Source organism: Capnocytophaga sp. HP1101 (assembly GCF_054772415.1).
Genome location: NZ_BPUU01000011.1, coordinates 16,800 through 31,495 on the forward strand (window position 1 = coordinate 16,800; position 14,696 = coordinate 31,495).

Here is a 14,696-nt window from a genome sequence, read left to right on the forward strand (position 1 = left end):
TCACTCTCTTACTTCTTATCTTCAACAAGCACCGACATTCCTGGTTTTAAGCCTTTAACCGCTTGGGTAGGGTAGGCTTTGATGGCAAAGGTTTTTTTGTCGAAATCACCTTTGCTTTTGGTGGCTGTCCAGGTGGCAAAGTCGGCTTGGACGGCGATGTGTTTTACTTCAAGCTCAATTTCGCGATTGCCAAGGGCGGGCACGATCGCTTTGAACTTAGTGCCTTCTTGAAAAGCGTTCATCTTATCCTCGCGAATGTTGAACACCACCCATTCGTCGCGGGTGTCGATGAGGTTCATCACAGGATAACCCGCATTGACGATTTCACCCTCATTAGGAATAATCGTCTGTATTTGTGCATCGGTAGGGGCATACACTTTCGCACCATCTTTATAAGCATTTACTTCGGTAATCACCCCTTGGGCTTGGGCAACGAGGGCTTGGGCTGCGGTTTTATCTTCGGCACGAGCTCCGTTTTTAGCCATTTCGTATTGCGATTTGGCAGCTTCCGCTTGTCGTTGTAGGGCAACCATTTGGGTATAAGCCTCGTCTTTCTTTTGGGCGGGAAGCACTTTCTCATTGTAGAGGTTGCTCACGCGTTGGTAAGTTTTCTCAGCGAGTTCAGCTGCGGCTTGGGCTTGTTGCCACACGTTGTAAGCGCCTTGTATTTGTTCAGAGCGAGCGCCGCGTTGGGCTTTTTCCGATTGTGCTTGAGCGGCTAAGCGCGCTGCTTCGGCTTGGGAGAGTTTAGCATCGATTTCGGTACTTTCAAGCTCTAAAAGGAGATCGCCTTGGCGCACGCTGTCGCCTTCTTGTTTGTAAATAGCCTTCACCCTACCAGGCACTTTTGGCGCAACGTTGATTTGTTTTGCCTCCACCTGACCTTGTAAATACACAGGTTCGCGATTGGTGAAGAAATAGATTGACAAAATAAGGACTACCGCAAACACAGCGATAGTGATAATAAGACCAGTGATATTTTTCTTTTTCATTTGTTGTTGATTTTAGGAAATTAAAAATTTAAAAAGAGTATGGCTAAAGCCATAGAAATTGAACAAAAATTGATTAGAAAATTAAACAAAATAGACTTTGTCAAAGTTTGAGACTTTGACAAAGTTTGAGACGCAAAATTCGTCATTTGTAACTCGTCATTGAAATAAAATTCTCGCTTTTTCCGCAGGTTTCTAATAGTTTAGCGAGGGTTTTGTCCATTTCAAAGAGGGCTTGGTAGCGTTTGATTTTGATAGAGGCTAAATAGAGGTTGGCATCGGCGACATCGGTGGAGGTGGAGAGGCCTTCGGCAAAGGCTTTATCGCGAGCGCGCACCAATTCTTCGGCAAAACGCAAACTTTCTTCTAAACTCACGTATTGTTCACGTTGCTTTTCAATCTCGGTGTACTGTTTTTTTACCAGCGTTTGTACATCTTTTTCGGCTTGTGCCGTGATGAGCTCTACACTCTCGCACATTGCTTTGGCTTGAGCTATTTTGTTCTTGTCCTGCAAGCCGTTGAAGAGATTCCACTGCAAACCTACGCCCACCACCCAGTTATCGGGTTCGGTAAGGGGAAGATTTTCGCTCCACAAGTATTTTTTACCTACCACTGCTACATCGGGCAGATAAGCCGCTTGTCCCGCTTTTACCGCTTGGGTAGCCTGCTGAGCTTTGAGTTTGGCTTGTACGATGAGTGGATAGTTTTCTTTGGCTTGTTGCTGGTAATACTCCAATGGCTGCAAAGGTGCTACCTCAAATAGTTCGGTAGTGAGAACTGTGAGGGGTTGTTCGGCAGTGCCTATCACTCCATAAAGGGCAGTTTGTGCCAATTGGATATCTTTTTCGGCAGCCATTACTTCGCGCTGGGCATCGGTAACGGATTTTTTAGCTTGCATTGTTTCAACAGAAGCTATCATACCGTTTTTTTCGAGTTTCTGAGCGTTCTCGTAGTGATGTTCGGCGGTTTTGAGCGATTGCTGACGCACTTCGAGGGCTTTTTTGGCTAATTGCAGTTGGAAATAGCGTTCTGCCAATTCTGAAATGAGGGCATATTCGGTTTTTTTAGCTTCTACGGTGGCTATTTCGCTGTTAAGGGTACTCACACGGTTACCCACGCGCACTTTTCCTCCGGCAAAGAGCACCCATTTGGCATCGACAGAGAGCTTCCAGATATCCTGTTCTTGAAATTTGTAGCGCCAATCTTGCTCGAATAGCGGTTGTAAACGTGTACCCAGTCCATTGGCTAAGGCTTGTAATGGAGGCAAAGGGATTTGTGCCATTTGTTGCAACACGCCTCCTACTTGAGTTTGTATAGGAGCTTTGTAGTCATTAAAACTGAGATAGAGCGGGTCGGCGAGGTGCATATAGCTGGCATTCACGCTGAGTTGAGGCAAATAGAGCCCCCGCATTGATTTGCGGTTGTACTGGGCAGCCTCGTTTTGTTTTTCGATACCTTTGAGCTTTTGGTTACCTTCGCGCATTTGACTAAGTGCCTCCTCAAACGACAGTGATTGTGCTTGCAATGAGGCGGTGAAAGCTAACACCAAAAGTGCTTGTAAAAAGTATTTCTTCATAAAGATTGAATAATTTATTTTGACGGTGCAAAATTACGGCATTTTTTTAGATGAACGAGTTGTTTGCCTGCAAAGTTTTTAAGATAGATTAAAAAAATAGGGGTAGATATTAGAGGTTAGTCTTCAGCAAATGGAGAGGGAAAAGAATGGTTATTTTATTAGTGGGAGCTGTAAGATGGGAAGGGGGTAGATGAGACGGAAGATAGCGAAGGAAAACGGAAGGGGATTTTTAAGTAAAAGATAAAAGGTAGAAGGTAAAATGGGTATGGTTAGCTTATACAAAGCTTATAGGAAACTTATACGAATCTTGGACGATTGTTATACAAAGGGTGTATAAGTAATTGATTAATACTGTAATACAATAATACTAAAAATGTCAATAATGGGGTTTCGAGGCGAAAGAAAAAGGTCGTAGCACAACGGGCAAGTTAATTAAAAAATGAGAGAATTAGCAAATTTGGTGCGACTCGCACGGACAGATAATTAAAAGACGAACAAATGACGAATTCAAAATGAAGATATGAGGGAGGTAAAAAAGAGATTATTTGGGAGTTTTTCAACTTTGGCAAAGTATTGTGATGCACAGGGAACTTCCTCTTGATTCACATACTCCGCTATCGGAGAGAACCTGAGAAGGAGGGGGTAACCTCCCCCTAACCCCCTCGTGGAGGGGGAATATAGGGTGGGGAAATGAACTTTTAGGATAGCTTCAGGTATATTGATACAGGGGGGTAAGATGAGGAAAAACAATCGGATAAAAAAACTTTTTTAAATAAATATTGACAGGTGGTTATTTTTTTTGTATTTTTGCCTCATATTAATTTTAGGCATTATGCTTTTTAATGATTTGGGATATGAAAACGAGAAATATTATATTCATTAGCTTAGTTTGTATCGCAATATTTTTCTATGTGAACTTCTTCTATGCTACAGATGTTCCTTATTTTAGCTATGAAGCGATGTCGAAAACATTTTCTGTATTGATTTTCGCTTATGTGGGGCTGTTTGTGTACTTTTGGTTTCAAAAAAGGGGTTCTAAGCAACCCTGAGAGTCTTCATTCTTTTTCTTCTGTAAAGGAGCTTGATCATCAAGATTACACTATGTTATATTGAACTGATATTGTTATTATTGTAAACAAATTGAAATAGAGATATGAAGACAAGTGTTATTTTATTTATAACTGGGGTGGTGCTTATTATTTTGGGTGCCCTTGCTAAGATATTACATTGGGAAGCGCCTATTGGTGGCAACATATTGATAGCCTTAGGTTTTATGGCGGAGATTACGGCTTTATGCTTGCTTTTAGTAAGAAGTAGGAGGAGCAGATAGTTTATTAGCGATGTTTTTGCCAAAAAAGGAAGTAATAGCGTTATTGTTACTGAGCAGGAAGTGGTAGCACGGCGGGTAATTATTGAAATCTAACAAAGATTAGGTTTCATATGTGGTTGGCGCAAGAAGTGTGACTATTTTTCAGAAATTAAACAACGTTGTAGCACGATGGGCTATTAACCTATTTGGCACAGAGGAAAGCTGGAATTCGCAAATCAATTCTGATAGGCTATAGAAACATTAAAGGTAGGGAGGGCAAAAATATTTGCTCCTTCCTACCTTTGCGCTTATGAAAAGATTTTCTTTATATTATTTTTTGCTATTTTGCCTGCCTAAATAATGGTCGAGAGCTACGGTCATTGAGGGGCTCTCAGGTGAGGGAGCTTTGATATCGATGATGAGACCGGCTTCTTCGGCGGCTTTAAGGGTGGCGTCGCCATAGACGGCTATTTTGGTTTTCTTCTGTGAGAAATCGGGGAAGCTTTTAAATAGCGCCTCTATTCCTGCGGGTGAAAAGAAAGTGAGGATGTCGTACTTATTTTCCTTGATAGCTGAGATATCGCAATACACGGTGCGGTAGAACACTACGCGTTCCCATTTAATTTTGATATCGTCTAAGGCTGCGGTTGCCTCTGGTTTAGGGGCATCGGAGCCTGGGAAGAGGAATTTCTCTTCTTTGTATTTTTTGAGGATAGGCAGGAGGTCAGCGAACTCTTTTTTACCTACGTATATTTTGCGTTTTCGATAGGTGATGTACTTCTGTAAGTAGTAAGCTATGGCTTCGGACTGGCAAAAGTACTTCATAGTTGTAGGCACTTTGAATCGCATTTCTTCAGCAATGCGGAAATAGTGATCTACTGATTTACGGCTGGTGAGGATAACGGCTGAGAATTTAGTAAGGTCAATCTTTTGCATTCTGACGTCCTTAGCGGTCATTCCTTCCACCTTAATAAAAGGCACGAAATCTACTTTTACTTTGTGGTTTTCAATGATTTGTGCATAGGGTGAGCTTTCGGCTTTCGGTTCTGGTTGCGAAACTAATATCGATTTTACCTTCATAAATGTTATTTCTTTACACCTCCTAACGCCCTATTATGAAACAAATTGAGCCATTTTTTGAACTTCGACTAAGTGTATTTTGTTCCATAGATGAGAAAGATGTAGGGTGCTATTTCAAGGGCGCAAAGATACAAAATAAAATAGAATAAATAGGGTTTTATTTCTTTTTGATTGCTTTTTATGATTTTAATCCACCCTAATACATTGATTGCTAACAATATGGAGACTAACACAAAAAGTAGTAAAAACAGCTGATTTTTATTAGTAAAAGGGATATAAACCCCGAAAAAAAGGAGTATGATGGTTACAATTGCGGCATAAGAGGAGTAAGAGACTCTTGTGAAGATGTAGTCTCGGGTGAAGTCGGAAAGGTCGAACAAGCTGCTTATCCACTGTTGTAAGAGGAGTTTTAAAATCAGCAGAGAAAAGATGGTAAGCACTAACTCCAGAAACATAAACTGAGGGTTGTAAAGCTCTGTAACGCCGAAATTTTTTAGCACAACGTAGAGAAGGAGTGCTAAACAGAGGCATTGGAGGATGAAAAGCACTGCCATAAAGAGGTGTACCCTGCGTTCTTTTTTGCCGTAAATTACTATATACTTATTGTTAAACAGTAGGTTTTGATAATCGGCGAAGTGTTTAGGATAGAATATACGCAAGAAAGCCACCAACCCGAAGATGAGCAGGAAGGCGGGAAATATCCAAGAGAGATAAGAATGATGTAGTTCTAAGGCTTCCAAATAATGTGTTTTACTGTGGTTTAACTGTTGTTGGGGTCTCTTTTAGAGATTCTAAGGATAGTTTTCCGATGCTATCGCGTTGTTTTCTGAGTTTTTCTTCTACCTTTTTTACTATGCGGTCATAGTCTTTAGGCAGGGAGGCGTAGTACACCATATTTTGTGCAAGCGAAAGGCTATCTACTTGATATTTTTTATAGATGAACTGCTGTGGTTTGAACTGTAAAGAATCAAGCATTGGGGCTTGTGAAACTTTCATCGATTCTAAAACAGCCAAATCGTAGAGGAGGCTTTCCATTTGCTTTTCGTTTAAAAACTTGTCGGGTTTAGATACAATGTTCTTTTTACAGGCTACTACCGCAAGTAGCAAGGCAATTATATAAACAATTTTTCTCATAGTCGTTATCTGTTAAAAGTGATGCGTTGCCCCTGAGGAGCTGCAATAATCTTGCCGTTATGATATACCTCTTTGCCATTGACGAAGGTACTTACTACCGCCGAGTGGAACTGTTGCCCCTCGAGCGGACTCCAGCCACATTTGTACAGCAGGTTGTTTTTTTGTACCGTCCATTGAGTATCCATATCCACCAGCACAAGGTCGGCGTAATAGCCTTCACGTAAAAAACCGCGATTTTTTACCTCAAAAAGGATAGCGGGATTATGGCACATTTTCTCTACTATTTTTTTGATAGAAATGCTACCTTTATGCGCTTTCTCAAGCATTGCCACCAGCGAGTGTTGTACCAAAGGTGCTCCTGAGGGGATATTGGTATAGCCTTTGCGTTGTTTTTCTTCGAGGGTGTGGGGTGCGTGGTCAGTAGCAATCACATCGAGGCGGTCGTCCAAAAGAGCTTGCCACAGAGCGGTACGGTCGGTAGCTGTCTTTACCGCAGGATTCCACTTGATGAAAGCCCCGCGGGTGGTATAATCTTCGTCAGTAAACCACAAATGATGCACACAGACCTCAGCGGTGATTTTCTTGTCTTTTAGAGGAATATCATTGCGGAAGAGGTCGGTTTCGGCAGCGGTAGAAAGGTGGAACACGTGGAGGCGTGCGCCTGTTTTCTCAGCCAACGCAATAGCGCGTGAGGAAGACAAATAGCAAGCCTCCGCACTGCGAATATGTGGATGCAGGTTGATGGGGATATCCTCGCCATAGAGTGCTTGATAGTGCGCCAAGTTACGGCGAATGGTTGCCTCATCTTCACAGTGGGCAGCAATCACTAAATCGACGTTGCGGAAAATGGATTCTATCGTCTTTTCGTCGTCTACCAACATATTGCCAGTAGAAGAGCCCAAGAAGAGTTTTACTCCTACACAAGCGTTTTTGTCCAAGCGTTTGAGTTCTTCGAGGTTATCGTTCGTACCTCCTAAGAAAAAGGAATAGTTAGCAAAGGAGGTTTTTTGAGCAATCTCAAATTTCTCTTCAAGCAAAGGAATAGTAACCGTTTGTGGCACCGTGTTAGGTTGCTCAAAGAAGGTAGTAACGCCCCCAGCTACAGCGGCTCGGCTTTCGGTAGCGATGGTCGCTTTGTGGGTGAGCCCCGGTTCGCGGAAGTGCACTTGGTCGTCAATTACCCCAGGGAGGAGATACTTGCCTTCGGCTTCTACCACCTCATAATTCCCTTTGGGAGTGATGTGAGTATCTATTTGAGCAATGCGTTCACCCTCTATCAAGAGGTCGCCTTGAAAGAGGGTATTTTCGTTTACGATAATGGCGTTTTTGATAAGGGTTTTCATTTGAATTAACCATTAAGTCTCGCACAGATTGCACGGATTAGGCGGATTGAGATATCAATATTTCTTTTTGTTGTGCCTATCAGTTCCACGGATTTTAGTAGTGAGCTACTGCGATTTCACAGATTTTTCAACTTTGACTAAGTTTGCGTCACACTTCCTAACCCCTAAACACAAAGTGTTTATACATTCCGCCAGCGAGGGGTTGATGATTTACATACTGAAAGCCTAAGCGGGTGTAAAGGCGTTCGGCAGCGGGGTTTTGCACGTCTACTAATAAGCCTATGGGCATAGTTGTCACCTTTTTAAGGTGGGCAACGAGTTGAGAGCCTATGCCTTTGCCTTGGGCGGAGGGCAATACACTGAGAGTATCAATATAGAGTTCGCCAGCAGCTGTTTCGTCTTCCAATGCAATATCTATACCGTACTGACTACGAATAAGAGCCAACACAGGGGCGCGCAGGCTGTGCAAGAGCGCTCCTTCATAGGCAATAAGCGAGCCAAGAACCTCACCGCTATCTTCATATACAAAAGCATTATGGTAGGAATACTGATTTCCCTCCTCAGCAAAAAGTGTTTCTAACAAGGCAATCGCATCTTCGCGGTGTGCTTTTCCTATCATTTTATAGACGATTTCTTCCATTGCCTGAAACATTAGTGGGGCAACGGCAGGAGCGTCGTATGGAGTTGCAGGTCGTATCATCAGTTTAAAAATATGAGTTTTTGAATGAGTTCTTCGCCGAGACGCTCATTGAGATTAGCGATTATTTTGGTTTTGCCATAGCTCAGTTCGTTGCTGAGAGCAGGGGACGTGAGACGCACGTACAATGTGTTACCCTTTAGTTCTACTGAGGAGGTATACTTAGCAATTGCTTTGCCCATCAGTTCATTCCACAGAGCAGGCAAGGAGGCTTTCTGTAGCCCGTACGTTAAATGATTTTGTTTGACAATTTGCTGAATAACCTCAGAGAGAGTATTTGTGTTTCCGTCCATAAATGCAAAGATACAAAATAATTGCGAATAATGAGTTGCGTGTAATATATTTCTATAGTTTTCCGTCTTTAAAATCCAGTAAATTGAGATGTTCACCATCAAAAACGGCATAAGTGAAATAGTGAATCCAATCGCCGGTGTTGATATAGGTGCTCCCCTCTCCTACTCTGATAGTCATTGGCAGGTGGCGGTGACCGAAAAGGAAATAGTCGTAGTGCTTGGTTTCCAATTTGCGTTTGCAATACTGCACCAGCCACTCATTATCTTCGCCTAAGAAACGTACATCTTCATCACCTGAGATGAGTTTGTTTTTCACTGAGAGGTATTGCGCTAATCGCACACCTATATCGGGGTGTAACCAGCGGAAGAGCCACTTACAAAACGGATTGGTAAAGACTTTCTTCATTCGCTTGTAGCCTTTATCACCAGGACCTAAACCATCTCCGTGTCCTATCAAGAAGCGTTTACCATTACATTCCACTTCTAACGGGCAGCGGTATACGGGAATGTTCAATTCAGTCTGGAAATAATCGTCCATCCACAAATCGTGGTTGCCTACGAAAAAGTAGATAGGGATACCACTATCGCGCAGTTCAGCGAGTTTGCCAAGTGTACGCACAAAGCCTTTGGGGACGACCTTTTTGTACTCAAACCAAAAGTCGAAAAGGTCGCCTAAGAGGAATATAGCCTCTGCATCGGCTTTGATAGCGTTGAGCCATTGCACGAATTTTGCTTCGCGGGGTTTACTTTCTTCGGCAGTTGGAGCGCCGAGATGATTATCGGAGGCAAAGTATATCCTTTTTTTTTCGGGTAATTCTATAGATAACATTATTTTTTAGGCTATCATTTATACAAAAATACCTTTTATATAAATGAGAAATATAATGAGGCGGTAATAAGGTTAATGTAAAGTTTGTTTCCATTGCTATGGGTTCATCAGTTCAGTGAGGTCTTTTTGTAAGAACTCAGTATCGATATATACTTCTTTAGGGTCTTGAGGGTTGTAATACACATTGATATAGCCTTGTACATTAAGTTTTACTTGGGCTACACTGGCATCTATATCGGTGACGGTAGTTTGATATACTTTTACAGGAGTCGTGCTTTTGTCGTAACATCTTATATAACTAAGTTTCAGTTTTTCTTCTCCTAATCGCAATTTACTGAATAACATTGCCTCAGTGAAAAGCATTGTTTCCTCAAAATTGCTTTTCATACGATTGTCTTCTACGGCTTGCAAATCGAAGGTGGTATTTTCATTCATTATATCACAATGTTCGGCATCAATACGCACCTCTTTCCAGTACTTGCGGATATAGCTGGGTGTATTCCAGTTTAGGGTTTTTTGAGCATATGAATTGCGCAAACGTTTCTTGACGTTTGCTTTATAAAACCAAAAGACTATGCCTAATATTATTATCAGTATAAGTACCATAATATATTGTATAAAATCAAGCTATTAATAGACTTTGTCAAAGTCTTAGGACTTTGACAAAGTGTGTGACGCAAAAGCGATTTTTACATTTCACTTTATTTAATTATCTGAGGCGAACCACTCGGCATAGGAGCTTTCGGTTTCGCAGAGACGTACGGAAAAGAGCTCGACACCGGCGGGTAGTTGATAGGCGATGCGTTGGGCAAAGTCGGTTACTAAGTTCTCGCTGGTGGGTTGATAGGGCACGGTAATAATGCGATGCCCTTTAGCACGGAGTTCGTCGGCTAATTGTTTGTGAGGTGAATGCTCGTTGAAGACCATAGCGTGGTCGAATGCTTCGATGATTTGCTCTTGTACGATGCGTTTGAGGTCGCCGAAATCGATAACCATACCGTTTTTTGCGTTATGGGAGTCGGTAATGGGTTCGCCAATGACAGTTACGTAGAGTTTATAGCTATGCCCGTGCAGGTTTTTGCATTTGCCGTCGTAGCCGTAGAGGGCGTGTCCTGCCTCGAAATCGAATTTTTTGGTAATACGAATCATAGTTTAGGTGTTAGACTATTAGGTCATAGGTATTAGAATTAAAGTGCAAAGATAGGAGATAATTAGCAAATAAGCAAATTTTGGAAGTTAGTAAGTTAGCAAATGAGAGGAAGAACGAGCGGAAGGAAACGGAGGAATTCGGAAAGGGTTTTTTAGGTAAAAGACAAAAGGTAAAAGGTGAAATGGGTATGGTTAGCTTATACAAAGCTTATACGAACCTTATACGAATCTTGGACGATTGATATACAATAGCTATATAAAGAGTTGATTCATACCATAATACAATAATGCCAATAATACTAAAAACAGGGTTTCGAGACGAAAGAAAGGGGAAGAGGTATTAGGCATTAGGCAACAGGCATTAGGGGGAGATGCAACAGAAACCTCCCCCTATTCACTTACTCCGCTATCGCGGACAACCTCCAAAGGGGGGATAACCTCCCCCTAACCCTCTCCGAAGGGGGAACTGTAGAGACGGAAGAAGAGGGTGAAACATCCCCCCCTCACATACTCCGCTATCGCGGACAGCCTTCAAAGGGGGTTAACCTCCCCCTAACCCCCTCCAAAGGGGGAACTGTAGAGACGGAAGAAGAGGGTGAAACATCCCCCCATTCACTTACTCGGCTATCGCGGACAAGCTTCAAAGGGGAAAGGTAATACGTTGAAAGAAAGATAGAGTATTTCACTAAATAAAACTTTTCTCCTTCAAAAATATACGAGATATGAAAAAAAGATGTACTTTTGCGGTTGGATAAGATAAATGCAAAAACAATGAACACATCACAACATCAGTTTTTAACAGATTTTCAAGGAGTACCACTATCAGTAGTATTGCCTATTAGCGAATATAATGAATTAATGCACCTTGCTACTTTGTATTCAGAGACCGAAGAAAGAGTATATTTTTCAGAAGAAGAATTGAGAAGTATAGAAATCTCTCACCAACAAGCTAAAGAAGGTAAAACTATCAGTAGTGAGGAACTACACAAAAGATTAAGAGCTAAGTATGGAAATTAGATGGACAGAAGAAGCTATTAAACATTTGGAAGAGACTCTTGACTTTTGGAACAAGCACAATTATAGCAATATCTATCCTAATAAAATTATAAGTGAGTTAAATCAAGTAGAATTGGCTATAGCTGAAAATCCTTATTTTTTAGCTAAGTTTATAGAAAGTGTCAGATTATATCAACGACATTTCTTAAAGGGAAAATTTTCCCTTTATTATGATATCATTGAAGAAGAAAATGTAGTAATCATTAAGTTTTTCCGTAGTAGTTCTCAAAAACCTTTGTAAAACCTAACCCTTAACAATGAAACTTTTCTATTCTAAAATACTCCTCTTTGGCGAGTATGGCATTATTAAAAACTCCAAAGGGCTGGCTATTCCTTATAATTTTCATAAGGGAACGATAAAAATGCTCTCAGAGTGCGAGCCTGAGAAAGAAACCGAAGCGCGTAAATCGAACGAGGCTTTACGGGAGTTTGCGACTTACTTGCAAACTCTTATGGAGGAAGAAGCCCCAATTGTGCGCTTTGATATTGAAAAGCTCAAGGCTGATATAGCGGGGGGTATGTACTTTGACAGCAGTATCCCACAGGGCTATGGTGTGGGCAGTAGTGGCGCCTTGGTAGCGGCTATTTACAGTGAATACGCTATAGAGCCTATCAGTGCGATGGAGAACCTTACTCGCGAAAAGCTATTGCAACTCAAAGCGATTTTTGGTAAGATGGAATCGTTCTTCCACGGCACTTCTTCGGGCTTAGACCCGCTAAACAGCTACCTAAGTTTACCGATACTCATCAACTCAGACGACCATATAGAGCCTACGGGCATTCCGTCGCAAACGCCTAACGGCAAGGGAGCAGTATTCTTGCTCGACAGTGGTGTGATAGGCGAAACCGCCCCTATGGTGCGTATTTTTATGGAGAATATGAAGAACGAGGCATTCCAAAAGATGCTTAAAGATGAGTTTATCAAATACACAGATGCGTGTATAGATGACTTTTTGAAAGGGCACTTTAAATCGCTATTTGGGAATATTAAGAGTCTATCGGGGGTGGTGCTTAATCACTTCAAACCGATGATTCCTAAGGAGTTTCACACTCTCTGGAAACAGGGTATTGACACAGGGGATTATTTCTTGAAACTGTGTGGTTCAGGCGGTGGTGGTTATATCTTAGGATTTACGGAAGACTTGGATAAAGCCAAGCGTGCTTTGAGCAACCATAAATTGGAAGTAGTATATCAATTTTAAAACCTATATAAAGGCGTGCCTATGCAACGCCTTTTCTTATTTATAATGAGTGACTCTATCAAACACGAGTGTGGCATTGCGCTTATTCGCTTGCTCAGACCTTTAACATATTACAAAGAGAAGTACGGTTCAGCCTTTTACGGCATCAACAAAATGTACTTGATGCTAGAAAAGCAACACAACCGCGGACAGGATGGTGCGGGACTCGCGAGCATCAAGCTGGATATGCAACCAGGCGAACGCTATATCAGCAGGATACGCTCTAACGAAGCGCAACCGGTGCAGGACATCTTCACGCGTATCAACCAGCGCATCAACGAAGGATTTAAGACAAATCCTGCATTGAAAGACAATGTGGCATTACAGAAAAGAGAACTCCCCTATATAGGCGAAGTGATAATGGGGCATGTGCGCTACGGCACTTTTGGCAAAAATAGTATCGAAAATGTGCACCCTTTCTTGCGCGAAAACAACTGGATGTACCGCAACTTGATTATGGCGGGTAACTTCAATATGACCAATGTGAACGAACTCTTCCAAAACCTCGTACGCCTTGGTCAGCACCCGAAAGACAAAACCGACACCGTAATAGTAATGGAAGGTATTGGACATTTCTTAGACGATGAGGTAGAAAAACTCTATCTTGAACTGAAAGAAGAGGGCTATACCAAACAAGAAGCGTCGCCTTTCATTGCGGAACGGCTGAATATAGAGCGCATTTTGAAACGCGCTGCTAAGTACTGGGACGGTGGTTATGCAATGGAAGGAATGATAGGCAATGGTGATGCTTTTGTACTGCGGGACCCCGCGGGGATACGTCCGGCGTTTTACTATCGAGATGACGAAGTGGTGGTGGTGGCGTCTGAACGTCCGGCTATACAAACGGTCTTTAATGTAAAATACGAGCAGGTGCACGAGTTACCACCGGGGAATGCGATTATCATTAAAAAGAGTGGCGAGGTAGCCCTAAAAGAGATACTTACCCCAACGGTACGCAAAGCCTGCTCCTTTGAGCGCATTTACTTCTCTCGTGGTAGTGACCAAGATATTTACCGCGAACGCAAAAAGCTGGGAGAACTGCTTTTTCCGCGTGTAGCTCAAGCCATCAATCACAACCTGAAAGACACTGTTTTTGCTTATATTCCTAACACGGCTGAAACATCGTATTTGGGACTTGTGGAAGCAGCGGAACACTACCTGAACGAACAAAAAGCAGTACGGCTGATTACAGCCGACAAGAGCGAAATTCCTGCGATTCTCGCTTGGAAAGTACGCACCGAGAAGGTAGCTATTAAAGATGTGAAGCTGCGCACTTTTATCACCGAAGACAGCAGTCGCGATGATTTGGTAGCTCACGTGTATGACATCACCTACGGCTCGGTGCAAAAAGGCGACACTTTGGTGATTATTGACGATAGCATTGTGCGTGGCACGACCCTGAAGAAGAGTATCCTGAGTATATTAGGGAGGTTAGAACCTAAGAAAATTGTGATTGTTTCCTCAGCACCACAGATACGCTACCCCGATTGTTACGGTATTGATATGGCGCGATTGGAAGACCTTGTTGCCTTTCAAGCGGCATTGACTTTGCACAAAGAAAGAGGCACGTACCAGATTGTAGAAGAGGTGTACCGCAAGTGCCTAACCCAAGTGGAATTGAGCGATGACAAGGTAGTGAATTACGTGAAGGAAGTGTATGCTCCTTTCAGCGATGAGGAAATATCCGACAAGATAAGAGATTTGCTTTTACCTAAGGACTTTAGCTCAGAAGTAGCAGTGATTTTCCAAAAGGTTAGCAACTTGCACAAGGCTTGTCCTGAGAACCTGGGGGATTGGTATTTCACGGGTGATTACCCTACTGATGGTGGTAATAGGGTAGTGAATAGGGCGTTTATTAATTTTTATGAGGGGAATAAGGAGAGAGCGTACTGAGATTTAGGTAAAAGATAAAAGGTAAAAGGTAAAAAAATAATGACGAGTTACGAATGACAAATGACGGTGCGAGCCACAGACGTAGCACGACAGGCTGATAATGAATG

Annotated in this window: 15 protein-coding genes and 1 pseudogene; 5 read left to right on the forward strand and 11 right to left on the reverse strand. The window is 42.3% G+C overall.

Features of this window, described 5'->3' with window-relative positions:
* Positions 1-8: 8 nt before the first annotated feature.
* Together RCZ04_RS08435 and RCZ04_RS08440 are read right to left on the reverse strand one after the other, a co-directional pair.
* Positions 9-992, reverse strand: a complete 984-nt coding sequence (locus tag RCZ04_RS08435) for an HlyD family secretion protein (RefSeq protein WP_460485603.1) — start codon at positions 990-992, stop codon at positions 9-11.
* Positions 993-1,134: 142 nt separating this feature from the next.
* Positions 1,135-2,565, reverse strand: a complete 1,431-nt coding sequence (locus RCZ04_RS08440) for a TolC family protein (RefSeq protein WP_460485604.1) — start codon at positions 2,563-2,565, stop codon at positions 1,135-1,137.
* Between the two features lie 1,153 nt (positions 2,566-3,718).
* On the opposite strand from RCZ04_RS08440, the gene RCZ04_RS08445 reads away from it, so the two are divergent.
* Positions 3,719-3,895 carry a GldL-related protein gene (locus RCZ04_RS08445; protein ID WP_460485605.1) on the forward strand — a complete coding sequence of 59 codons (177 nt, stop codon included), beginning with the start codon at positions 3,719-3,721 and terminating at the stop codon, positions 3,893-3,895.
* A gap of 309 nt (positions 3,896-4,204) precedes the next feature.
* On the opposite strand, the gene RCZ04_RS08450 is transcribed toward RCZ04_RS08445, so the two are convergent.
* The 9 genes and pseudogenes from RCZ04_RS08450 to RCZ04_RS08490 form a co-directional block, all read right to left on the reverse strand.
* On the reverse strand, positions 4,205-4,954 hold the full coding sequence (locus RCZ04_RS08450) for a uroporphyrinogen-III synthase (RefSeq protein ID WP_460485606.1): 750 nt from the start codon (positions 4,952-4,954) through the stop codon (positions 4,205-4,207).
* Between the two features lie 33 nt (positions 4,955-4,987).
* Positions 4,988-5,694 (reverse strand): annotated as a pseudogene (locus tag RCZ04_RS08455) (DUF4271 domain-containing protein).
* Between the two features lie 10 nt (positions 5,695-5,704).
* Positions 5,705-6,088 (reverse strand): DUF4296 domain-containing protein, encoded by a 384-nt coding sequence (locus RCZ04_RS08460; RefSeq protein WP_460485607.1) that lies wholly within the window; start codon positions 6,086-6,088, stop codon positions 5,705-5,707.
* Positions 6,089-6,093: 5 nt separating this feature from the next.
* Positions 6,094-7,431: a dihydroorotase gene (locus tag RCZ04_RS08465; RefSeq protein WP_460485608.1), complete on the reverse strand. Its 1,338-nt coding sequence runs from the start codon at positions 7,429-7,431 to the stop codon at positions 6,094-6,096.
* Positions 7,432-7,588: 157 nt separating this feature from the next.
* Positions 7,589-8,131: a GNAT family N-acetyltransferase gene (locus RCZ04_RS08470; RefSeq protein ID WP_460485609.1), complete on the reverse strand. Its 543-nt coding sequence runs from the start codon at positions 8,129-8,131 to the stop codon at positions 7,589-7,591.
* Positions 8,131-8,421, reverse strand: a complete 291-nt coding sequence (locus RCZ04_RS08475) for a DciA family protein (protein WP_460485610.1) — start codon at positions 8,419-8,421, stop codon at positions 8,131-8,133. Before RCZ04_RS08475 ends, RCZ04_RS08470 begins: the two co-directional genes overlap by 1 nt.
* A gap of 52 nt (positions 8,422-8,473) precedes the next feature.
* Positions 8,474-9,250 carry a UDP-2,3-diacylglucosamine diphosphatase gene (locus RCZ04_RS08480; RefSeq protein WP_460485611.1) on the reverse strand — a complete coding sequence of 259 codons (777 nt, stop codon included), beginning with the start codon at positions 9,248-9,250 and terminating at the stop codon, positions 8,474-8,476.
* A gap of 96 nt (positions 9,251-9,346) precedes the next feature.
* Positions 9,347-9,856 (reverse strand): hypothetical protein, encoded by a 510-nt coding sequence (locus tag RCZ04_RS08485; protein WP_460485612.1) that lies wholly within the window; start codon positions 9,854-9,856, stop codon positions 9,347-9,349.
* A 99-nt stretch (positions 9,857-9,955) separates the two neighbouring features.
* Complete coding sequence (locus tag RCZ04_RS08490; protein ID WP_460485613.1) at positions 9,956-10,399, reverse strand: 6-pyruvoyl trahydropterin synthase family protein; 444 nt, start codon at positions 10,397-10,399, stop codon at positions 9,956-9,958.
* Positions 10,400-11,170: 771 nt separating this feature from the next.
* Between RCZ04_RS08490 and RCZ04_RS08495 the strand changes: the two genes are divergently transcribed.
* The 4 genes from RCZ04_RS08495 to RCZ04_RS08510 are packed head-to-tail and all read left to right on the forward strand — an operon-like array spanning position 11,171 to position 14,589.
* Entirely contained in the window at positions 11,171-11,416 is a 246-nt protein-coding gene (locus RCZ04_RS08495) for a hypothetical protein (protein ID WP_460485614.1), read from the forward strand.
* Positions 11,406-11,696, forward strand: a complete 291-nt coding sequence (locus RCZ04_RS08500) for a type II toxin-antitoxin system RelE/ParE family toxin (protein ID WP_460485615.1) — start codon at positions 11,406-11,408, stop codon at positions 11,694-11,696. Before RCZ04_RS08495 ends, RCZ04_RS08500 begins: the two co-directional genes overlap by 11 nt.
* A gap of 16 nt (positions 11,697-11,712) precedes the next feature.
* A complete protein-coding gene (locus tag RCZ04_RS08505; RefSeq protein WP_460485616.1) occupies positions 11,713-12,657 on the forward strand; it encodes a mevalonate kinase family protein in 945 nt (314 codons plus the stop codon).
* A 45-nt stretch (positions 12,658-12,702) separates the two neighbouring features.
* Positions 12,703-14,589, forward strand: a complete 1,887-nt coding sequence (locus tag RCZ04_RS08510) for an amidophosphoribosyltransferase (RefSeq protein ID WP_460485617.1) — start codon at positions 12,703-12,705, stop codon at positions 14,587-14,589.
* Positions 14,590-14,696: the final 107 nt, after the last annotated feature.